The sequence below is a fragment of the Actinoplanes sp. L3-i22 genome (assembly GCF_019704555.1).
Taxonomy (GTDB): Bacteria; Actinomycetota; Actinomycetes; order Mycobacteriales; family Micromonosporaceae; genus Actinoplanes.
In genome coordinates this window covers 4,981,878-5,002,532 of sequence record NZ_AP024745.1, presented here as the reverse complement: position 1 = coordinate 5,002,532, position 20,655 = coordinate 4,981,878, and the positions used below count along the sequence as shown (strand labels likewise).

Annotated in this window: 12 protein-coding genes and 1 pseudogene; 10 read left to right on the top strand and 3 right to left on the bottom strand. The window is 73.1% G+C overall.

The features are described 5' to 3' along the window. Positions 1–81: 81 nt before the first annotated feature. The gene (locus tag L3i22_RS22180) at positions 82–942 is read left to right on the top strand and encodes a universal stress protein (RefSeq protein ID WP_221328868.1); all 861 of its coding nucleotides are present in this window, start codon (positions 82–84) and stop codon (positions 940–942) included. Between the two features lie 14 nt (positions 943–956). Here L3i22_RS22180 and L3i22_RS22175 read toward each other — a convergent pair whose 3' ends face one another. Beyond that, complete coding sequence (locus L3i22_RS22175) at positions 957–1,232, bottom strand: DUF1876 domain-containing protein (RefSeq protein WP_221328867.1); 276 nt, start codon at positions 1,230–1,232, stop codon at positions 957–959. A 152-nt stretch (positions 1,233–1,384) separates the two neighbouring features. On the opposite strand from L3i22_RS22175, the gene L3i22_RS22170 reads away from it, so the two are divergent. The 4 genes from L3i22_RS22170 to L3i22_RS22155 all read left to right on the top strand — a co-directional run bounded on the left by L3i22_RS22170 (position 1,385) and on the right by L3i22_RS22155 (position 5,902). Further along, positions 1,385–2,899 (top strand): bifunctional aminoglycoside phosphotransferase/ATP-binding protein, encoded by a 1,515-nt coding sequence (locus L3i22_RS22170; RefSeq protein ID WP_221328866.1) that lies wholly within the window; start codon positions 1,385–1,387, stop codon positions 2,897–2,899. Positions 2,900–2,933: 34 nt separating this feature from the next. Further along, a complete protein-coding gene (locus tag L3i22_RS22165; protein ID WP_221328865.1) occupies positions 2,934–3,518 on the top strand; it encodes a DoxX family protein in 585 nt (194 codons plus the stop codon). A gap of 196 nt (positions 3,519–3,714) precedes the next feature. Next, positions 3,715–4,560, top strand: a complete 846-nt coding sequence (locus L3i22_RS22160; RefSeq protein ID WP_221328864.1) for a slipin family protein — start codon at positions 3,715–3,717, stop codon at positions 4,558–4,560. A 256-nt stretch (positions 4,561–4,816) separates the two neighbouring features. After that, a complete protein-coding gene (locus L3i22_RS22155; RefSeq protein WP_221328863.1) occupies positions 4,817–5,902 on the top strand; it encodes a methyl-accepting chemotaxis protein in 1,086 nt (361 codons plus the stop codon). Between the two features lie 89 nt (positions 5,903–5,991). On the opposite strand, the gene L3i22_RS22150 is transcribed toward L3i22_RS22155, so the two are convergent. Then, positions 5,992–6,486 (bottom strand): Crp/Fnr family transcriptional regulator, encoded by a 495-nt coding sequence (locus L3i22_RS22150; protein WP_221328862.1) that lies wholly within the window; start codon positions 6,484–6,486, stop codon positions 5,992–5,994. A 281-nt stretch (positions 6,487–6,767) separates the two neighbouring features. Between L3i22_RS22150 and L3i22_RS53620 the strand changes: the two are divergent. Next, positions 6,768–7,220: pseudogene (locus tag L3i22_RS53620) on the top strand (aquaporin); the annotation flags it as partial. Between the two features lie 234 nt (positions 7,221–7,454). On the opposite strand, the gene L3i22_RS53615 reads toward L3i22_RS53620, so the two are convergent. After that, positions 7,455–9,194 carry a GAF domain-containing protein gene (locus tag L3i22_RS53615; RefSeq protein WP_255658485.1) on the bottom strand — a complete coding sequence of 580 codons (1,740 nt, stop codon included), beginning with the start codon at positions 9,192–9,194 and terminating at the stop codon, positions 7,455–7,457. Positions 9,195–9,414: 220 nt separating this feature from the next. On the opposite strand from L3i22_RS53615, the gene L3i22_RS22130 reads away from it, so the two are divergent. The 4 genes from L3i22_RS22130 to fxsT all read left to right on the top strand — a co-directional run bounded on the left by L3i22_RS22130 (position 9,415) and on the right by fxsT (position 20,652). Next, positions 9,415–13,830, top strand: a complete 4,416-nt coding sequence (locus tag L3i22_RS22130; protein ID WP_221328861.1) for a HEAT repeat domain-containing protein — start codon at positions 9,415–9,417, stop codon at positions 13,828–13,830. A 117-nt stretch (positions 13,831–13,947) separates the two neighbouring features. After that, on the top strand, positions 13,948–15,591 hold the full coding sequence (locus L3i22_RS22125; protein ID WP_221328860.1) for a hypothetical protein: 1,644 nt from the start codon (positions 13,948–13,950) through the stop codon (positions 15,589–15,591). A gap of 52 nt (positions 15,592–15,643) precedes the next feature. After that, the gene (locus L3i22_RS22120) at positions 15,644–16,759 is read left to right on the top strand and encodes a hypothetical protein (RefSeq protein ID WP_221328859.1); all 1,116 of its coding nucleotides are present in this window, start codon (positions 15,644–15,646) and stop codon (positions 16,757–16,759) included. Beyond that, entirely contained in the window at positions 16,756–20,652 is a 3,897-nt protein-coding gene (gene fxsT / locus L3i22_RS22115; RefSeq protein WP_221328858.1) for an FxSxx-COOH system tetratricopeptide repeat protein, read from the top strand. Before L3i22_RS22120 ends, fxsT begins: the two co-directional genes overlap by 4 nt. Positions 20,653–20,655 lie beyond the last annotated feature (3 nt).

Genomic DNA, 20,655 nt, shown 5'->3' with positions numbered 1-20,655 from the left:
CCGTGGTCAGGGCCGAATGGCTCTAACCGATGCCGACCGGCGCGGTCGACGATCGATACAGGAAACGGGAAGGAGCCCGTGATGCGGACTGCTGGGATTCTCGTCGGCGCCGACGGCACCGACCACGGCACCGCCGCGGTCCGCTGGGCCGCGTGCGAGGCCGCCCGCCGGGACCTGCCGCTGCGCGTCGTGCACGTCCTGGAGTGGGACTGGGCGGTTTCGCGATACGACTTCGGCGGTCTGGCCTTCGAGGCGGCCCGGTGCTCGGCTCGCGCCGTGGCCGAGCAAGCTCTCCGCACCGCCCTGCAGGCGGCGCCGGGAGTGGACGTACGAGCACACCTGCCGCTCGGGCGCCCGGTCGCCCAGCTGCTCAACCTCTCGGCCGGCGCGACCGAGTTGGTGATCGGCGACCGGGAGCGGGGTGGGCTCGCCGGGCTGCTGCCCGGTTCGGTGAGCCGGCGGGTAGTGGCCCACGCCCACTGCCCGGTCGTGGTGGTGCGCGGCCGGGACGATCCACCGGCCGGGCCGGTCGCGACCGGGGTCGACGACTCCGCGTCCGCCGACGGGACACTGTGCGCCGCGTTCGCCACCGCGGCGGCTCGCGACGCCACCCTGGTGGTGGTCCGGTCCTACCTGCCGCCGATGGCCGCGCACCTGGGCGACGTGCCGGTGCTCGGTGACGAGATGCCCGATCAGGACACGCTGGAACGCCGGCGGCTGGCCGAGCAGCTGGCCCCGTGGCAGGCGAGATACCCCCAGGTGCCGGTGGAGATGCTGCTGTCGCGCGAGGGCGCCGCGGCCACCCTGACCGAGATCTCGCACGGCACGCAGCTGGTGGTCATCGGCGCTCGCGGTCACGGGCTGCTCGGGCGGGCCTGGTTCGGCTCGACCACCTCGCAGCTGCTGCACCACGCGGACTGCCCGGTGCTGGTGGTCCACTGAGGGCGCCGCCCGTTTCAGCTGCTCAGATGCACCGGCCGGCGGGTGATCGCCTCAATGTCGGCGGCGGTCGCGTCCAGCAACTGGTACGCCAGGTCGGCCAGGGCCCGAGCGGTGGCGAGCTCGTCACCGATCTCCGGCACCTCCAGGTCCCGGGGTGCGCGGTGGGCGGAGCCCTCACCCCGCACCTGCGGTCGGGCCTCGGTACGCAGGACCGCCACGGCCCGGGTCCGGCGTTCGTCCTCGTGCTCGTCGATGGTGATCTCGACAGTCCACGTCCGGGTGCGGATCATCACTGCCCCCTCACGGTCGGCTTTTCTCCCATCCCAATGCCGGTGCCCGCCGCCAGACAGTGCTGTTGGTCCCGATTCCGGTCCGATGTTCCCTACCGGTGCCGCCGTGCGGCGGCCACGGTGGAGACAGAGGCCAGGAGAGGCGGTGGCTCATGGACGTGCCCTTCGCGGCGCAGATGCTCCAGACACACGCCGCGGTGCTGTTCTTCCTCGGTGACCGGGTGTACAAGCTGAAGAAGCCGGTCGATCTCGGGTTTCTCGACTTCCGCACCCGTGCCGCCCGGTTCCGGGTCTGCCACCGCGAGGTACAGCTCAACCGGCGGCTGGCGCCGGACGTCTACCTCGGGGTCGCCGACGTGCTCGGCCCCGATCGGGAGAGCTGCGATCATCTTGTGGTGATGCGCCGGATGCCGGCGGAGCGCCGGCTGTCAACACTGGCCGGGCAGTCGGCGCCGATCGCCGGACAGCTGCGGCAGCTGGCCCGGATGCTGACCGTCTTCCACTGCGGTGCGCAACGTGGGCCGGCCATCGACCTCGACGGCTCGCGAACCGCGCTGATCGACCGGTGGGACGCCACTTTCGACCAGGTCCGCCGATTCCGCGGCGGGGTGCTGGACACCACCGACGCCGACGAGGTGCAGCGGCTGACCCACGAGTTCCTGGCCGGCCGGGAGACGCTGTTCGCCGAACGGGTCGCGCGGGGACGGATCGTGGACGGGCACGGCGACCTGATCGCCGACGACATCTTTCTGCTCGACGACGGTCCCCGAGTGCTCGACTGCCTGGAGTTCGACGACCGGCTGCGCCATCTGGACGTGCTCGACGACGTCGCGTTCCTGACCATGGACCTGGAGAAGCTGGGCGCGGCCGACCTCGCGCAGATCTTCCTCGCCGCCTATCTGGAGTTCAGCGGCGACGTGGCGCCGGCGGCGCTGGTGCACCACTACACGGCCTACCGCGCGTTCGTGCGGGCCAAGGTCGGCTGCTTGCGGCACGAGCAGGCGGACCCGGCCGCGGCCGCCGACGTCGCCGCCTACACCGGTCTCACGCTGCGGCACCTGCGTAGCGGCGCCGTCCGGCTGGTCCTGGTCGGCGGCTCGCCGGCGACCGGCAAGACCACCCTGGCCGGGCACCTCGCCGACCGTCTCGGCGCCACCGTGCTGTCCACCGACCGGATCCGCAAGGAGCTGGCCGGGACCGGCCTCGCCGGCGGCGCGCCGGTCCCCTACCGCACCGGGATCTACACCGAGCAGTGGACCGAGCACACTTACGCCGAGATGCTCTGGCGTGCGCGCCATCTGCTCGAGCACGGCGAGTCGGTGCTGCTGGACGCGTCCTGGACCAGCGAACAGCGACGCGTGTGTGCCCGGCGCCTGGCCGCCTGCACGCACAGTGAGCTCACCGAGCTGCGATGTGCCGCCGAACCGGCGACGATCGCCGCCCGGCTGGCCCGGCGACCCGCGGGCGGCCTCTCCGACGCCGACGCCGGCATCGCGGCCGCGATGATCCGGGAGGCCGCGGACTGGCCGCAGGCCACGGTGATCGACACCGACACCCCGGGCGGCACCGATCGGGCGCTGGCCGCCCTGAGCCCGGCATCCGGGCCTTTCGGCCCGGCGTGGTCGGGTCCAGCAGCCCAGGTGACCAAGCAGAGGTACGGCGAATAGTCAGTCATAGGAGTCAATCAACGAGGAGGAGACCATGACCACCACCGGCCGCGAGTCGGCCAACCGTCTCGAGCACGTCCCGGCGCCCGGATCGATGCTCAGTACCGCTGCGGCTCGCAGCCTTGCCGTGCTGCGGATCGCGACCGGTTTCGTCTTCCTGTGGGCGTTCTTCGACAAGACTTTCGGGTGGGGCTACGCCACACCGTCCGAGCGTTCCTGGATCAACGGCGGCTCGCCGACCAAGGGCTTCCTGTCCGGCGTCGACGTCGGCCCGTTCCAGGGCTTCTTCAACGACATCGCCGGGCAGGGCTGGGCGGACTGGCTGTTCATGCTCGGGCTGCTCGGGATCGGGATCGCCCTGGTCCTCGGCATCGGCATGCGGATCGCCGCCGTCGCCGCCACGCTCATGATGGCGCTGATGTGGTTCGCCGAGTTCCCGCCGGCCAAGACCACCGACGCGGGCGAGGCCACCCACTCCACCAATCCGATCGTCGACTACCACATCATCTACGCGATCGGTGCGATCGTCACCGCACTCACCTACGCCGGGCACACCTGGGGCCTGGGGCGTTGGTGGGCCGGACTTCCGCTGGTGCAGCGCAACCGCTGGCTGATCTGATCGCAGCAGACCACAGTCCGGCCGGCCGCTTCCGCGGCCGGCCGGACTGTTCGCGGATCCGGTCCGGCCGTCCAACGGACGGCTCACGCAGGACGTCCGGCCCTGCTGTCCGCGTCGCCGGCGGCGTAGCTGTTGAGGTGAGGCACGCGGGCCGGCGGGCTCCCCGTCCGCTCCACCCGTGCGGAAGGAGCCTGCGATGAATACGCTCACCGTTGTTCTGGTCGTTGTCGGGCTGGTGGCGCTGGCGCTGCTGCTGTTGTCGGTGCGCATCGTCAAGCAGTACGAGCGCGGCGTGGTGTTCCGGCTCGGCCGGGTCGTCGGCACCCGCAATCCCGGCCTGCGTTTCCTGATCCCGATCGTCGACATCATGCACCGCGTCTCGCTGCGCATCGTCACCATGCCGATCCAGTCGCAGGGCATCATCACCCGCGACAACGTCAGCGTCGACGTCTCCGCCGTCGCCTACTTCCGGGTGGTGGACGCGATCAAGTCCGTCGTCGCCATCGAGAACGTGCGCGCGGCCATCAACCAGATCGCCCAGACCACCCTGCGCAAGGTCGTCGGCCGGCACACCCTCGACGAGACCCTCTCCGAGACCGACAAGATCAACGACGACATCCGGATGATCCTGGACGTCACCACCGTCGTATGGGGGGTTGAGGTGACCCTGGTCGAGCTCAAGGACATCCAGCTGCCCGAGGCGATGAAGCGGGCGATGGCCAAGCAGGCCGAGGCCGAGCGCGAGAAGCGAGCGAAGATCATCAACGCCGAGGGCGAGTCCCTGGCCGCCGCCGCACTCGGCGACGCCTCGGACACCATGATGGCCCACCCGCTGGCCCTGCAACTGCGCAACCTGCAATCGCTGGTCGAGATCGGGGTCGACAAGAACACCACCGTGGTCTTCCCCGCACCGCTGATGAGCACGATCGGCGAGCTCGGCAACTTCCTGACCCACGAGAGCGAGGCCAGCCACCGCGGCGTTCCCGGACAGCCCGGCACGGGCATCACCAACGGGGCCGGCGGCGCGGCGGCGGCCCGCTGACGACATCGGTGCGCGGGCGACGACGCGCCGCGCGGCCGACGATCATCCGATCACGGGCAGGCGTCCGGCCCGTGATCGGATGGCGCGCGCCCCGGGTGCGGAGCGGGTCGCGGGACTTTCGGCCCTAGCCGCCGATCATTTCCTCATCAAAGCTATAAAACGAACTATCCGGACACGCGGCTGCCGATGCCTGAGAGTCAGGTCGTCCGTTCGCGCTTCCCGTACATCCACCACGAGATCAAGGGATGCCGCCGACATGATCACCACTCTGTCCCGGAAGTCGAACGAACGACGAACGACGACGGCCGCCGGCCCGTCACCCGACGACGAGGCTGCGATGATCATCGCCGGAGCAGGTGCTCGGCACATCCTCGACTGCGTCCAGGCGAACATCTTCGTAGCCGACCTCGCCCTGAACATCGTCTACGCCAACCCCAGGGCGATGCGCACGTTGCACCTGATCGGGCCGGAGATCGAACGTGTCTTCGGGGTGCGGATCGCCGATATCCTCCACGGCAGCATCCACCGCTTCCACAAGGACCCCGGCCGGATCGACCGGATCCTCACCGATCCCGCCTTCCAGCCCCGCGATGCCGCCTTCACCTTCGGCTCGATCACCCTCGACACCCACATCAACCAGGTCAAGGACACCGGCGGCGCGGTCGTCGGATACGTCGTGGCCTGGGAGGACGTCAGCGCCCGCACCGCGGCCGAACAGCACTCCCGGGTGGTGACGAACCGGCTCGGGGACACGTTGACCATGACCGGCCAGGCCAGCGGCTCCCTGCACTCGGTGGCGAGCGCCATGGAGCAGTTGTCGGCCACGGTCGCCGAGATCGCCCGCAGCGAGAGCCAGGCCTCCGGCGTCGTGGTCGACGCGGTGGCCGCGATCGAGGCCGCGACCAGCACGATGGACCGGCTCACCGAGGCATCCGGCCGGATCGACGAGGTGGTCAGCACCATCTCCCAGATCGCCCGGCAGACGAACCTGCTCGCGCTGAACGCGACGATCGAAGCCGCCCGGGCGGGCGCCGCCGGCAAGGGCTTCGCCGTCGTCGCCGGTGAGGTCAAGGATCTGTCCAGCGCCACCCAGGCGGCGACCCAGCGGATCGGCGAACTGATCGCCGGCGTGCAGACGCTGAGCACCCTCGCCGGCGGCGAGATCTCGAAGATCGCGGCGATCGTGGACGCGGTCCGGGCCAACCAGAACTCGGTCGCGGCCGCCGTGGAGGAGCAGACCGCCACCAACCAGGAGATCACCCGCAGTCTCGCCGAGGCGGCCGGCAAGGTGCACACCGTCACCGACGACCTCGCGACGTTCCTGAACACCGTCACCGGCTGAACCGGACATGCACCCTGGCCCCGACACGCGTCGCGCGGAACGGCGCACCACCGGGCACGGCGTCGCCCGGCGATCTCGTCCCGGTGACCTCATCCCGTCGTGGGCCGGTCCGGCGGGTCATCGGGATAGGCGTACAGCTCGGCCAGCCGCCCGCGGGCGGCGTGCAGCCGGTCGGCGAGCACCGCCAGGAAACGACTGTTGAGATCACGGCCGATCTCCGGGTCGTCAGCGATCAGCTCGCGAACCCGGGCGGCGTCGAACTCGATGGCGTGCATGTCCTCGGCGACCAGGGCGCCGAAGCGCCACCGGTACGGGGCGAACAGCCAGGACCAGCCGAGAACCGAGCCGTGCCGCAGCCGTTCGATGACGATGTCGCCGCGACCGGGAACCGGGAGATCGAGCACCACCGATCCCGAGTTGATCAACCAGAACCGGTTCGCCGGGTCGCCGGTCGAGAACAGCCGGGTCCGGCCGGCGTGCGACACCGGCCGCCCGTGAGCCGCCCACCGGCTCAACCACTCGGCCGGCAGGTCGGCGGCGAAGTCGTGCATGACCAACTGATCGAAGACGCTCAACGACGTCATGACCCACCTCCTGGTCAACGGCTTGATCGTTGCCGAGCGGCTGAAACGCGGCCCGGCCACACCTGACGGTATGGCCGGAGCGACCTGCCCGGACAGAACCGTCAGACCTTCCGTCGGGGCCATCGGTCCCGGTCGCGAGAAGGCTTTTCCGTCGTCGTGTTCGAGGACTACGGCCCGCCACCAACCGGGCCGAAAGCCCTGTCCGGCCGCCCGGCATCGGGCCTACGGTGGCGGCGCACCGGCGCTCACGGCCGGGCGTCGCCCCTACCCCGGAGCCGCTCATGGAGATCCCACCGCTGTGGCGCCGGCTGCTCGCCGAGCTGCTCGGCACGATGCTCCTCCTGGTGGCCGTGGTCGGGGTGAGCGCCATGGCCGCCGAGCTCTCGCCCCACGATGCCGGGCTACGGCTGCTGGAGAACTCCAGCACGGTCGCGCTCGCCCTCGCCGCGATCATCGTCGCCCTGGCCCCGGTCTCCGGGGCGCACTTCAATCCCGTGGTGTCCGCCGCGGACTGGTTCCTCGGCCGTCGCACCGGCACCGGGCTCACCACCGGTGAGCTGGCCGGCTATGCCGGCGCCCAACTCACCGGCGCCGCCGCCGGCGCCGTGCTGGGAAATCTGATGTTCGACCGGCCCGCGATCACCGTCGCGAGCACCGCCCGCGCCGGCCGGCATCTGATGCTCAGCGAGGTGGTCGCCACGGCCGGCCTCCTGGTGCTGATCGCCGCGCTGGTCCGCACCGGTCGCGGCGCCCACGGCCCGGCCGCCGTCGGCGCGTACATCGGCGCCGCCTGCTGGTTCACGTCGTCGACCTGCTTCGCCAATCCGGCGGTCACCCTGGCCCGCACGCTGACCAGCACCGAGTCCGGTATCGCGCCGGCCGACGTGCCGGCCTTCCTGCTGGCCCAGTTCCTCGGGCTGGCAGTCGCGTGCCTGCTGGTCCCGGCGTTGTACCCGCGGACCCGCGGGTCAGGAGCAGGGCACCGACCAGGTCAGGACGGTGCCGCCGTTCGCGCCGGCCTCGACGGTCAGCGTGCCGCCGTGACGCTCGGCCCGCTGCCGGAGGTTGGCCAGCCCGCTGCTGCGGCCGTTGGCGGCGTATCCGATGCCGTCGTCGCACACCTGCAGGGTCAGCCACCCGTCGGCGGCGGCAACGGTCACCTCCACCGAACGCGCCCTGGCATGCCGGGAGACGTTGGACAGCGCCTCGCGCAGGACCGCCACCAGGTCGTCGACCAGCTCACCGCGAACCGTGTCGAGCAGGCCGGAGAACCGCAGCGACGGCTCGAACCCGAGCGTATCGCGGGACTGGACGACCAGCTCCAGCAGCCGGGACCGGGTGGTGCCGGCGTCGTGGCGCCGGCTCTGCTGCAACGCGAAGATCGTGGTGCGGATCTGGCCGATGGTGTCGTCGAGCTCGTCGATGACCGTGCCGATGCGGTCGCCGGCGGCGCCCGGCCCGACCCGGGCGGCGACCGTCTGCAGCGACAGGCCGGCGGCGAACAGTTTCTGGATGACGTGGTCGTGCAGGTCGGCGGCGATCCGCTCGCGATCGTCGAGCATCGCGGCGCGCTGCTGCTCCGCCCGGCCCTCGGACAGCTCGATGGCGACCGCGGCCTGCGCGGCGAAACTGCCGGCCATCTCGAGCTCCTCGGCGGCGAAGCCGGCCGACCCGCGGCGGCGGAACGCGCCGAGCACGCCGAGCACCCGCGACGGGCCGCGCAGCGGCAGCATCATGGTCGGTCCCACGTCCAGGGCGCCGACCGGCGCCGGACTGATGCCGGCTTCGTGCGGCTCGTTCAGCCGTAGCGGCTCCCCTTCCCGGTAGACCTTGCCGCTCAGTGAACCGTCCATCGGCAGCACCCGGCCGACCAGGCCGTCGGCGCCGTCGCCGACGGCCACCTCGATACCCAGCGCATCCCCGGAGGGCACCGGCAGCACCACGACCACGAGGTCGGCCCGGGCCAGCTCGCGGCTGCGGTCGGCGATCAGACGCAGCGCCGTGCCCTCCTGGTCGTCGGCGGCCAGCAGCTCCGCGGTGATCGCCGCGGAGGCCTGCAACCACTCGCCGCGGCCCCGCGCGAACTCATACAGCCGGGCGTTCTCGATCGCTACCGCCGCGGTCGCCGCCAACGCGCGGACCAGTTCCTCGTCCTCCTGGCTGAACTCGCCCTTGTCGCTCTCGGCCAGGTACAGGTTGCCGAAGACCGTTCCGCGGATCTCGATCGGCACGCCGAGGAAGCTGTCCATCGGCGGATGCCCGGACGGAAAACCCGAGGACCGGGCGTCGTCGGCGATGCGGCGCAACCGGATCGGCCGCGGATCGTCGATCAGCGCGCCGAGCAGGCCCTTGCCGTGCGGGAGATGCCCGATCCGGTCGACCGCGTCGTCCGGCATGCCGACGTGCACGAACTCACTCAGCCCCCCGCCCGGGGCGATGATGCCCAGCGCCGCGTAGCGGGCGCCGACCAGCTCCCGGGCGGCCTCGGCGACATGCTGCAGCACCACGGGCAGTTTCAGCTCACCGACGATCAACCGGTTCGCCCGCAGCAGGCCGCGCAGCCGGCCTTGTGTGGCCATCACCTCCTCGGCCCGGCCGACCAGCTGACTCAGCAGCTGGTCCAGCTCCAGGCGAGGCAGATCCGGAAACGTGAGCCGGGAAGCCGCCTCGGCGGGCTCCCCCGGTTGGTCCCGCTCATCGGCCGACATGAGGACCCTTCCGGCAAGCTTGCACCGCCGCGGTGACGGCTGTGCACAGAGTAAGCCAGCAACGGCCATCGACGACAGGCCCGGTCGGCGGGGCCGGCATCGCGTCGATCGCCGGCTGGAACGCCTACGGGCGCGGCCGCGGCGCGACGGACGGTACGGTGCCGGACATGGTTGCTGCACTGCCCACGAAGCTCGCCACCCGGCCGGTCGAAGGGCTCCGATGACACCGGTGAGCGGGCCGGTCCGGGCGGCCGTGCACCGTGCCGACCTCGACTGGCTCAGCGCCCACCTCGGCGCCGGCAGGTGCACGCCGGCGGTGCTGCGGCTGCTGGTCCGCCACGCGGATCCGCGGCTGCGGCACCTGGGCCTGGACCGCCTCGACGCGCGGCTCTCGGCGCACCGGGCCGACCCGGCCGAGCTCGCCGAACTGGCCGAGCTGCTGCCGCGGACCCCGGACGGGCCGCCGGAGACCGCGCTGCTGCTGGCCGAGCTCTGTCACCGGCTCTGGCGCTACGCCGCCCGGCCGCGGTGGCGGACCGCCGGCCTGCCGGCCCGGGTGCGGATCGCCTGGCTGCGCACCGAGCTCCGCAACGAGCCGGCGACCGTACGGCACGAACCGGCCGGTGAGCTGCTCTACCAGGCCGTCGAGTCGATCACCGCCGCGGACGCGGTCCGGCCCGAGGAACTGGTGCGTGAGCTGGCCGCCAGTGGGGATCCGGTGCTGCGGGAAGCCGCGGTGCGCCTGATCCGGGAGGGGGTGCACGGCGCGCTGCTGGCCCCGGGCCGGGCCCGCGAGCACCTGGTCGAGCTGCTCGACGGCCCGAGCGCCGCCGCCGCGCTGCGTGAGCTGGCCGAGCCCTGGGCCGCGGTGACGCCGATCCCCCGCGAGCGCCTGCCGGCCGTCGACGACGTGATCGCGGTCGCGGCCCGGCACGGGCACCCGGAGCTGCTGCGGGACATCCTCGCCGACGAGGCCCGGCCGCCACGGGCGCGGCAGGCGGCGCTGCGGGCGCTGGGCGAGCTGGCCGGGCGCGAGCACCTCCCGGAGCTGATCGCGACCGCGAACGCCGACCCGCTGCTGTTGGGCGCGGCCGCGGTCGACTGCCTGCGGGCGATGCACCGGCGCGGGCTGTTCCCCGGCGGTGACGACGCGGCCGCCGTGGTGGCCCTGGCGCTCGCCGACCACACGATCGACGCGGCGCGGGTCGCCACGATCCTGTTCACCTGCCGGCACCAGGCGTTCGACGCGCTGGTGAGCGGGGAAGCCGACGATCCGGGGTGGCCGCGGCGGCTGGCGCTGCTGGTCGCTCTCGCCCAGCAGGGCAGCGACGACCTCGCGGTGGGTGACGCCGTCACCCGGCTGCTGCCCTCGGCCTCGCGTCCCGAGGTCCTCCTGGCCGCGATCCGTACGCTGGGCTACCAGCCGGCGGAAACCGCGGTTCTCGACCTGCTGCCCCGGGCGCCCGCGGCGGCGCTGGACGCGCTCGAAGCCATCGGCGGTGCGCCGACTGTGACCGTGCTCCGGGACGGGCTCGGACTGGGCCCGGCCGGTGATGGCGTCGCGGCGCATCTGCGTCCGGTGCGCCATCGCGCGCTCGAACTGCTCTGGCATCTCGCCGACGAGCCCGGCCTGCGGCGCGCGATCCTGGCCCGGCTCGACCCGCGCGACGTGCCGCGCCGGATCCGGAGCGACCTCGGCGGACCCGACCGCGACGAACTGGCCCTGCTCAGCGCCGGTGTCGACCGCGGCGAACCGGCCCGGGCCGGGGCCGGGGCCGATCCCGGCGACGCGGTGCGGACGCTGATCCGGCTGGCCCGCAACGGCGACGCGACGGTGCTGCCGGCCATCGCCGATCTCCTGCTGCGCGTCACGGCCGATGTGACGGTACGGACCGAACCGGGCGAACCCGCCGTGCCCGGCGAGGTGGTGGCCGCCGTGCACGCGCTCGGTGCCCGCTTGCACGAGCGCGGCAAGCTGCGGCCGTTCTGCCTGCGCGCGGCGAGCAGCGCGGACGCCGCCGGGCACGCGCTGGTCGCGACGATCGCGCTGGACCTGCTCGACCGCCCCGATCTGTCCGACCCGGAACGGGCCGTGCTGCTGGCGCTGCTGCGCGAAGCCCCGTACCCCGGCACCCGCGCCCGCGTGCACCGGCTGCTGCGGCACCCCGACCCGCACGTCCGCAAGCACGTCATCGCCGTGCTCACCGGCGACGACGCCGAGGCGCTCTCGGCGAGCCTGATCGCGCTGACCACCGCGCCGGACCCGCAGACCGTCCGGTCGGCGCTGCTCGCGCTGGGCGAGCTGCGGGCCCGGTGGGCCGCCCCGGCGATCGCGGCGTGCCTGCAACACCCGGTGATGAACGTCAAGAAGACCGCCGCCGCGGCGCTCGTGCGGGCCGGCACGCCGGCCGCGGTGCCCGCGCTGCTGTTCTGGCTCGGCCACCACGACAACCCGGGCCTGCGGGCCACCCTGGTCGAGGCGTTGCGGGCCGTCCTGGGCACCGCCTACCCGGCGACCGTGCTCGCGGCGGCGGAGCGGGCCGGCGACGACCGGACGCGCGAGCTGCTGCTCGACGGGCTCGGGCACGCGCTGTCGGCGCGCGCGGTCGGCGCCCTGGCCGAGCAGGGCTCGCCGGTCGCGCCGATGCTGCTGGAGCTGGTCGCCGCGGGCCGGGTGCCACTGGGCGCCGGGACGGTCGAGGACCTGGCGGCGCAGCTGGCGGCGCACGGGATCGCGGCGCCGGCCGGGCCGGCCGTGACCCCCGGCGACGACGACATCGACCTGCTCACGCTCGACGACTGGGACGACGGGATCGCCCGGCGGATCCTGGACCGCAGCGCGTCGCTGGGCGCCGGGCAGCTCGACCGGCTGCGGCCGACGCTGGCCGGGTGGCTCCGGCTGGCCACGCTGGTGCCGGAGGTCCGGACGGGCGCGCTGCGGCTGGCGCTGCGGATCTGCCCCGCGCCGTGGTCGGCCGGCGAGGTCGACGCGTTCGGGCGGGCGGTCCCCGCGCTGGTCGACGGGCTGGCGGGTGAGCGCGACGAGCTGTTCGCGGTGCTGGAGGCGGTCGTGCCGGCCATGGAAGCGGCGCGGGCGCTGGAGGTGGCCGCGCGGATCCGGGGGCTGGCGCCGAGCGCGGGCGGGCGGCGCTCGCCGCTGGCGCTGCTTCGGCGGTGCGGTGCGATTCTGACTCGTACGGACGTGGAGCAGGCGCTCGCCGCGGCGCGGCTGGGGCCTGATCCGTGGCTCGCCGAGACGGCTCTGCTGCGGGAGGCGTTCGAGCCCGGGCCGGACGAGGACGCGGCGTGGCGGGTCGCGGTCGAGGCGGCGGTGCGCACGACGTACCAAATCAAGGAATTTCGGTCTTTTGATGGTGATCGCACGGTGGCCTCGGCGGCGCGACTCAACGCGCTGATCGCGGTGTTCCCGGCGGCGGGTCAGGATGTTCGCGGCGTGCTGCTCGACTGGATGGAGGCCCTGCAGCCGATCGACGCGCCACGATGGACGATCGCCGAGAGCGCGCGACGCCCCGCCGAGGTTGCCCGGCAGCCGCACGACGGTGACCTGGATCAACCGCGGTCGGCGGCCCAGCGCGCACGTCTGCTGGCTCTTCTGGAATCGGCGGACGCGAGCCGGCGCGATGCCGCGGCCGTGGCGTTGCTGGAGTGGCCCGAGCCGGAGATCCGGCAGGCCGTGGTGCACGCGTTCCTGCACGGGCGGGTCGATGTGACGATCACCGGCACGGTGGACTTCATCGAGGCCGGCGCCGATCCGGAACGGACAGCTCGGCTGGCGTGGCAGCTCGACGCGGCGGCCTTTCAACGGCTTGTGCCGGCGCTGCTGCAGTGGTGGGAGCACGATGACGCCCGCACCCGGGCGGCCGCCGGGCGCGCGCTGCGCGGGTCTCCCGGATCCGCCGACGCGCTGGCCGAGAATCTGCGCGAGCGGCTCGACGCCGGGGCCTGGGGGTTCCTCGATCTGCTGGCCGGGCGGCCGCTGCTGCGTACGCCGGCGTTGACCGAGCTCTCCCGGCGGCTGCGGGCCGAGGGGCGCGAGGATCCGCTGGTGCTGGTGGACGGGCCGCTACGCGATCCGGGCGCTGCAGCCGAGGACGCCGCCGCGCTGGCGGCGCTGCGGGAGCGGCCGGCGCCGGCCGCCGGCGGGCCGTCGCGGCAGGAGCTGGTCGAGCTGATCCGAACCGGTCGGGCCGAGCAGGTGCGGCGGGCGCTGACGCTGTTCGCCGAGACCTGTCCGGACGATCCGGAACTGGAGAAGTTGCTGGCCGGGCTGCTGGAGCATCCGCAGGCGCGGGTGCGGCTGCACGCGCATCGCATCGGGCGGCGGGCGCTGAGCCGGGCCACCTATCTGGGGCACACCGTGGTGCTGCTCGACGATCCCGAGCCCGGTGTGGTCCGGTCGGCGATCAACACGCTCAGCCATGCCGGGTATCGGCCGGCGATCGCGGCGATGGTCGAGTTGCTCGGGCATTCGCACGTCACGGTGCGGCGGGCCGCCGCGGACGGGCTCGTCCGGTTCGGACCGGCGGCGGTTCCGGCGCTCACCCGGGCGGCCGCCCACGCCCGGCCGGACCGGCGGATCCGGTACACCGCGGTCCTCGACCAGATCGCCGGGTGAACCCGTCCGGGTGTCGACACGCATCGTGACGGCTCTCTACGATGCACGGGTTCCCAAACTGCTTACCAGGTTGTTGGTCATTGTTGGCCGCCGTCGAACGGATGTACTATTCGCCGGGTGAAGGCGAAGCGGCGGAGGAAGGCGTTGCGGCCGATCGCGGCGCCGTTCGTCGTCGCCCCGCCTACGGGCACCCGCATCCGGACTAGGCTGCGGCCCAGCACCGGCGAGGCTGCTGTCCTGGCACAGGTCGGAGCCTTCCTCGGTGGGCTGTACCGGGCTGATCTGGCCAGGCGTGTCCGGCTCGGCAACGTGTCCGGCAAGGACGCCCAGCGCGCGCGACGTAAGCGGGAGTTGACCGCGGTCACGACCTCCCGGTGGGCCGGCTCGATCACCCGGACCGCCGAAGACCAATACCAACTCGGCATGCGGGCTCTCAAAGCCGACGTGTCGAGCCTGAGCAAGGCCCTGACCGTCCTGGAGGGGCGGATCGGCGCCCCGGTCGGCGGCCGGGCCGGCCGGACATTCGGTTATGCCAGCCGCCGCGAGCGGGCCGCCAAGCAACAGCGCCGCCAAGCCGTGGCCGCCCGCCACACCGCCGCCCGAGATCGGTTGGCCGATGGTCGTCCGGCGATCGTTGCGGGCGGACGGCGGCTGGCCAAGACCCGCCACCGGCTCGGCAGCGCCGGGCTCACCGCGGCGCAGTGGCGGGCCCGGTGGGACGCGTCCCGCATGTTCCTGACCGCCGACGGCGAGACCGGTGTCCCGCACGGCAACTACACGATCACCGTCACGCCCGGCGGCGTCGTGTCGATCGCGCTCCCGTCCCAGCTCAAGCATCTGGCGAACGCCGGACGCGGGCGATACCGGCTCACCGAACCGGTCGCGTTCACGCATCGGGCCGGGCAGTGGGCCGACCGGGTCACCGCCGACCGGTCGGTGCGTTACGACATCCGCTTCGATGCGGTGCGGGGCCGCTGGTACCTGGACGCGTCCTGGACAGTTCCGGCCTACACGCCCGGCCTGGACGCGCTCGCCGGCGGCAGGTTGCTGGGTATCGACCTGAACGCGGATCATCTCGCCGCGCATGTCATCGACGCGCACGGCAACCCGGTCGGCGCCCCGATCACCATCCCGCTCGACCTTTCCGGCCCGGCTTCACAGCGTGACGGACGGCTGCGCGCCGCGATCAGCCACGCCCTGCACCTTGCGCACCTGCACGGCTGCCCGGCGATCGCGGTCGAGAACCTGGGCTTCGCCGACGCCCGTGCCACCGGCCGGGAGACCCTCGGCCGCGGTGCGCGGCAAGCGGTTCCGGCGCACGGTCGCAGGGATCCCCACCGCACAGTTCCGGGACCGTCTCGCCGGCATGGCCTCCACCGCCGGGATCGCAGTGATCGCCGTCGACCCCGCATACACCTCCAAATGGGGCGGCCAGCACTGGAAACCCGCCCTCACCAGCAAGACTCCCACCGCGACCCGGCATCACGCCGCCGCGGTGGTGATCGCACGACGCGCCCACGGCTTCACGGCGCGGCGACGGTCAGGTGTCACCCGGACACGACCAGCGGATCGTGCCCGGGAAACTACCGGCCAGGCCGCACCCCACACCACGGGCGTCAGGGAACAACACGGCCCGGTCGAGACGGCACGCACCACACCCGTGGACAAGACGCGCCCGGCCCCGACCAGAAACCCCGGCGTTCCCCGGCCTCGAAGACCGCTCGCGAGGCCCCCGACCCCCGGTCGGGACCGACGCATTGACCAACTATGGCCGATACGCTGAGGAACGGTACCTGCAGGAAGGGTGCGCCCGATGGTCCCGCCCGGAAGTCTGTACTTCTACCTCAGCTACGCGAAGGTCCCACCGGCGTTCGGCCGGCCGTTCGAGCGCCGCGACGGCCTGGTCCACACGTTCTTCACCGACCTGTCCGCATCGGTGGGACGGCTGGCCCGCGGCGGCTCGCCGCAGGTCGGCCTCTACGACGGCGTGCTCGATCCGGGCGCCGACGAGCGGGCCGCGGTCCGCCGTGGACTCGGCCGGGCCGAGGTGCTCGTGCCGCTGTGCTCGGCGCGATACGCCCGCAGCGACTGGACCGCGTGGGAGCGCCGCTGCTTCGCCAAACGCGTGGAGCTGGCCCACGCCGATCCGGCCGATCGGATCAAACCCGTGCTGTGGCTGCCCGGCGAGGACGCCGAGCAGTTCGGGTTGCGGGGCCTCGACGACGACGTCCCGCGGTACAAGGAGCTCGGGCTCGGGGTGCTGTGTCACGCCGGGCGGCTCGACCACGCGTACCGGACCATCGTCGACCGGGTGGCGGACCGGATCGTGCGGACCGCCGAGCGCGCGCCGATCGGCCCCTCGGAGGTGCCCGAGGTCGCGGCGGACAGCCCGGTCGGCCCGGCCGGCGCGGCCGTGCTGATCGCGGTCCACCCGGCCGCCGGCACCACCGCGGAGCAGTGGGCGCCGTACTCGGGCGCGCCGCACGACTCGATCGCCGAGCACGCCCGGGGCGTGGCCCGGCGGCTGGACCTCACGGCCGCCGTGGTGACCATGCCGGGCGCGGTGCGGCTCTGGCAGCGCCGGCCCGCGGTCCTGTTGATCGACGCGGGACTGGCCGCGGACCCGGACCGGCGCGAGCAGCTCGCCGGCGTGCTGCGCGCGCTGCCCCGGTGGGTGCTCCCCCTGGTGATCGCCGACCGCGACCGGCCGGCCGAGGCGCGGCAACTGCGGGCCCGTCTCGATGCGCTCGGCGCCGGATCGGCCCTGCCGGTCGCCGATCACGCCGGGGCCCTCGCGGAGTTCCTGCCGGGCCTGCTCACCCAGGCCCGCAGCCGCTACCTGCACGACATGCCCCGGCGGTACCCGAAGAAGCCGAGGCTGGCCACGGCCGAGCCACGGCGCCGGCCCACCAGGGACGAGCCACGATGACGACGGAACCGCTCGGCAAGGTCGTCACGTTCTACTCGTTCAAGGGCGGCACCGGCCGCACCATGGCGCTCGCCAACGTCGCCTGGATCCTGGCCGCGAACGGCAAACGGGTGCTCGCCGTGGACTGGGACCTGGAGTCGCCCGCGCTGAACCGGTACTTCTCGCCGTTCCTCGACCGGGACGCCATCAAGCGCCGGCGCACCGTGATCGGCCTGATCCAGGACTTCCAGGACCACATGGCCCGCCGCGACGAGATCGACCTGGATGAACCCGACTATGCCCGGCACGCCGACCTGGCCGATCGGGTGATCCCGCTGCGGTGGGCGGGGTTCCCCGCTCCGGGGCGGCTCGACCTGCTGGCGGCCGGGCGCCTGAACCGGGACTACGCCACCGTGCTCGCCGGGCTCGACTGGGACGACTTCTACGAACGGCACGCCGGCGGCCACTTCCTCGACGCGCTGCGCGCGCGGATGAAGAGCGACTACGACTACGTGCTGATCGACAGCCGCACCGGATACAGCGACATCGCCGACGTCTGCACCGTGCACATGCCGGACACGCTGGTGGTCTGCTTCACCCTCAACGAGCAGAGCATCGAGGGCTCGGCCACGGTGGCCCGGCAGGTCGAGGACCACCAGCGGCACGTGCGCATCCTGCCGGTGCCGATGCGGATCGACGCCGCCGAGAAGGACCGGTCCGACGCCGCCCGGGCGTTCGCCAAGGAGCGCTTCGAAGGCCTGCCGGAGGCCCCGGACCGGGCGGCCCGCGAGGCGTACTGGGATCAGGTCTTCGTTCCCTACCAGGCGTACTACAACTACGAGGAGCGGCTGGCGGCCATCGGCGACACGCCCGGCGCCCAGGGCACGCTGCTGGCGGCGTACGAGCTGCTGACGAGCCGGCTCACCGACGGCGAGGTGTCGGCCCTGCCGAGGATGGACCCGGACGTACGGCAACGGGTCAACGAGATGTTCGAGCGGCGGCTGACCGTGGCCGAGCGCGGCATCGCGCTGTGGTACGCCCGCGGCGACCGGATCTGGGCCGAATGGCTGACCGACGTGCTGAACCGGGCCGGCATCCGGGTCGCCGACCCGGGTGCGGACCCGGAGGCGGACACCGGCGGCCATCGGGACCTGCTGATCGTGTCGGAGCGCTCCGAGGTCGAGGGCGATCCGCGGCTGAGCTCGGTCAGCCGGCTGCGGCCCACCGCCCTGGCGGTCGTTGTCACCGGCAGCGCACGGACCGCGCCGCCGGCCGACCGGCGTGCGACCTTCCTGACCGGGCTCGGCGAACAGGACGCGATCCAGGCCGTGCTGCGCCTGGTCGGACACGCCGGGGCGGTCGGGCCCGGCGCCGTCCGATACCCGCTCGACGAGCCCCTCGCGTCCAACCTGGATCCGCGCAACCAGCGGTTCACCGGCCGGGAGTCCGAGCTGAGCGAGGTCCGGCGTCAGCTGCTGGCCGGCGGCTCCGGTCCGGTGTCGATCGTCGCCCTGCAGGGCATGGGCGGTGCCGGCAAGTCCCAGATCGCGCTGGAGTACGCGCATCGGTTCCGGGCCGCCTACGACGTGGTGTGGTGGGTCAAGGCCGACCCGGTCACCTTCGTCGACACCCAGCTGGCCGAGCTCGGGCTGCGGCTGGGACTCCCGCTCGCCGGCGCCTCGATCGAGAATGCCCGGACCGTCCTGGACTCGCTCGGCCGCGATCCGCTGCACCGCCGGTGGCTGATCATCTTCGACAACGCGGAGGATCCCGAACGGGTTCGCCCGTTGCTGCCCACGGGGTCCGGCCACGTCCTGGTCACCTCGCGCAGCCCGGGCTGGGGTGGGTCGGCCGCGGCGGTCGTCCCGGTCGACGTGTTCCCCCGGGTCGAGAGCATCGAACTGCTTCGCACCCGGGTGCCGAGGATCGGCCCGCAGGAGGCGGACCAGGTCGCCGCCCGGCTCGGGGACCTGCCACTCGCGGTCGCCGCGGCCGCCGCGTTCCTGGCCGAGACGAGGTTCCCGGTCGAGGAGTTCCTGGATGCGGTGCGCACCCGCGGGCTGGTCCCACTCACGGTGCCCGGCGACGAGTCGGCCGGCGGGGAGCCGCGGGACCGGCCGCTGCCGGCCGTCTGGGATGCCTCCCTCGACGAACTCGAGCGGCGGTCGCCCGCCGCGTACCGGTTGTTGCAGTTCCTCTCGGTGCTGGACGCCTCGGTTGCCCTCGACTTCGTCTACAGCGACGAGCTCAACCAGGAGCTGCTGCCGATCGATCCCGAACTGAGCGAGCGGCTGCTGCGGGGGCGGCTGATCCGCGAACTCAGCCGGCTCGCCCTGGCCCGGATCGAATCCCGAGCCGACGGGGTCACCGTGCACCGCCTGATCCAGGAGAGCGTCCGAGCCCGGATGAGCGAGCCGGAGCTGGGCGAGGTCCGGCATCGGGTACACCTCGCGCTGGCCCGGTTCCGGCCCGGGGGTGAGATCGACGACCCGCAGAACTGGCCGGCCTTCGCGATGATCTGGCCGCATCTGCCCGAGTCCGGCGCGATCAACTGTCCGGACGCCTCGGTGCGTCAGCTCTTCATCGAGCGGGTGCGCTACCTCTGGCTGGCCGGCGACTTCCCGCGCGGACTTCAGCAGGCGGAGGAGACCGAGGCCGCCTGGCAGAAACAGCTGGAGGAGATGTCCCGCGATGACGGCGACGACCGCGACCAGCGCGCTCTGCGCCGCCAGCTGCTGCATCTGCGGTTCCACCAGGCCGGCCTGATCCGTTCGCTGGGCCACTTCGCCGAGTCCCGGGCGGTCGACGAGGCGACCCTGGGCGAGCAACGCGAGCTGCTCGGCGACGACCACCCGCACACCCTCACCACCGCCGGCGGCCTCGGCGGTGACCTGCGCGGCCTGGGCCACTACCGGCAGGCCGTCGACCTGGACCGGGCGACCCACGAACGCTGGCGCAACGTGTTCGGCGAGCAGCACCCGCGAACCCTGGCGAGCCTGAACAATCTGGCCACGTCCTGGCGGCTGACGGGTGACTACGAGAGGGCCCTGGAGCTCGATCAGCAGGTGCTGGCGGGACGGCGGGACGTCCTCGGCGAGCGGCACCCGGGCACCCTGCTCTCGATGACCAACATCGGTATCGACCTGCGGGAGGCCGGCGAGTACCAGCGATCGGTGGCCCACCTGCGCCACGTCGCGCAGGCCCTCGCCGAGGAGTTGGCCCCGGAGGCCTGGGACACCCTCAACGCCCAGGTCAACCTCGCGATCTCGCTGCGCGCCGCCGGCCGGGTCGAGGAGGGCCGGCGGCTGCTCGACATCGTGTACGGGCTCCTGAACGAGGCCTCCCCCAGCGTGCCGGCCCTCGCCTGCCGGCTCAGCCGGGCGGTGAGCCTGCTCGGCTTCGCGGACGAGCAGGCCCTGCCGGAACTGCGGGCGGTGCACGAGTCGTACCGGAGCCGGCTCGGCCCGGCGCATCCGCACACGCTGGTCTGCGTCAACGACCTGGCAATGGCCGTGCTGGCGACGGGGACCGGGCAGGCCGGGGACTCGGCGCACGACCTGGCCGGACAGGCCGCCCGGCAGTTCGCGGAAGCGCTCGGCGCGGACCATCCGTACACCCTGGCGGCCGAGACCAACCTCGCCGTCTGCCTGGCCGGGACGGGACGCGACGACGCGGCTCTGACCACGCTGCGATCCACCGTCGACCGCGCGCTCACCAGGCTGGGCCCCACCCATCCGGACACCCTGAGCTGCCAGGCCAACCTGGCGATCCTGCTGGAACGCACCGGAGCGGGCGGCGATCCGGACACCATCGGGCGCCGGATCGGCGAGCGTTGCGGCACGGAGCATCCCGCGGTCGCCGCCGTCGCGAACCGGCGCCTGCTGCCGCGATTGATCGATCCGCTGCCGTTCTGACGG

What these genes read in the sequence shown, in the direction of transcription:
- L3i22_RS22180 (WP_221328868.1), top strand. Translation starts at nt 82, where the DNA reads ATGCGGACTGCTGGGATTCTCGTCGGCGCCGACGGCACCGACCACGGC.
- L3i22_RS22175 (WP_221328867.1), bottom strand. Translation starts at nt 1,232, where the DNA reads ATGATCCGCACCCGGACGTGGACTGTCGAGATCACCATCGACGAGCAC.
- L3i22_RS22170 (WP_221328866.1), top strand. Translation starts at nt 1,385, where the DNA reads ATGGACGTGCCCTTCGCGGCGCAGATGCTCCAGACACACGCCGCGGTG.
- L3i22_RS22165 (WP_221328865.1), top strand. Translation starts at nt 2,934, where the DNA reads ATGACCACCACCGGCCGCGAGTCGGCCAACCGTCTCGAGCACGTCCCG.
- L3i22_RS22160 (WP_221328864.1), top strand. Translation starts at nt 3,715, where the DNA reads ATGAATACGCTCACCGTTGTTCTGGTCGTTGTCGGGCTGGTGGCGCTG.
- L3i22_RS22155 (WP_221328863.1), top strand. Translation starts at nt 4,817, where the DNA reads ATGATCACCACTCTGTCCCGGAAGTCGAACGAACGACGAACGACGACG.
- L3i22_RS22150 (WP_221328862.1), bottom strand. Translation starts at nt 6,486, where the DNA reads ATGACGTCGTTGAGCGTCTTCGATCAGTTGGTCATGCACGACTTCGCC.
- L3i22_RS53615 (WP_255658485.1), bottom strand. Translation starts at nt 9,194, where the DNA reads ATGTCGGCCGATGAGCGGGACCAACCGGGGGAGCCCGCCGAGGCGGCT.
- L3i22_RS22130 (WP_221328861.1), top strand. Translation starts at nt 9,415, where the DNA reads ATGACACCGGTGAGCGGGCCGGTCCGGGCGGCCGTGCACCGTGCCGAC.
- L3i22_RS22120 (WP_221328859.1), top strand. Translation starts at nt 15,644, where the DNA reads ATGGTCCCGCCCGGAAGTCTGTACTTCTACCTCAGCTACGCGAAGGTC.
- fxsT (WP_221328858.1), top strand. Translation starts at nt 16,756, where the DNA reads ATGACGACGGAACCGCTCGGCAAGGTCGTCACGTTCTACTCGTTCAAG.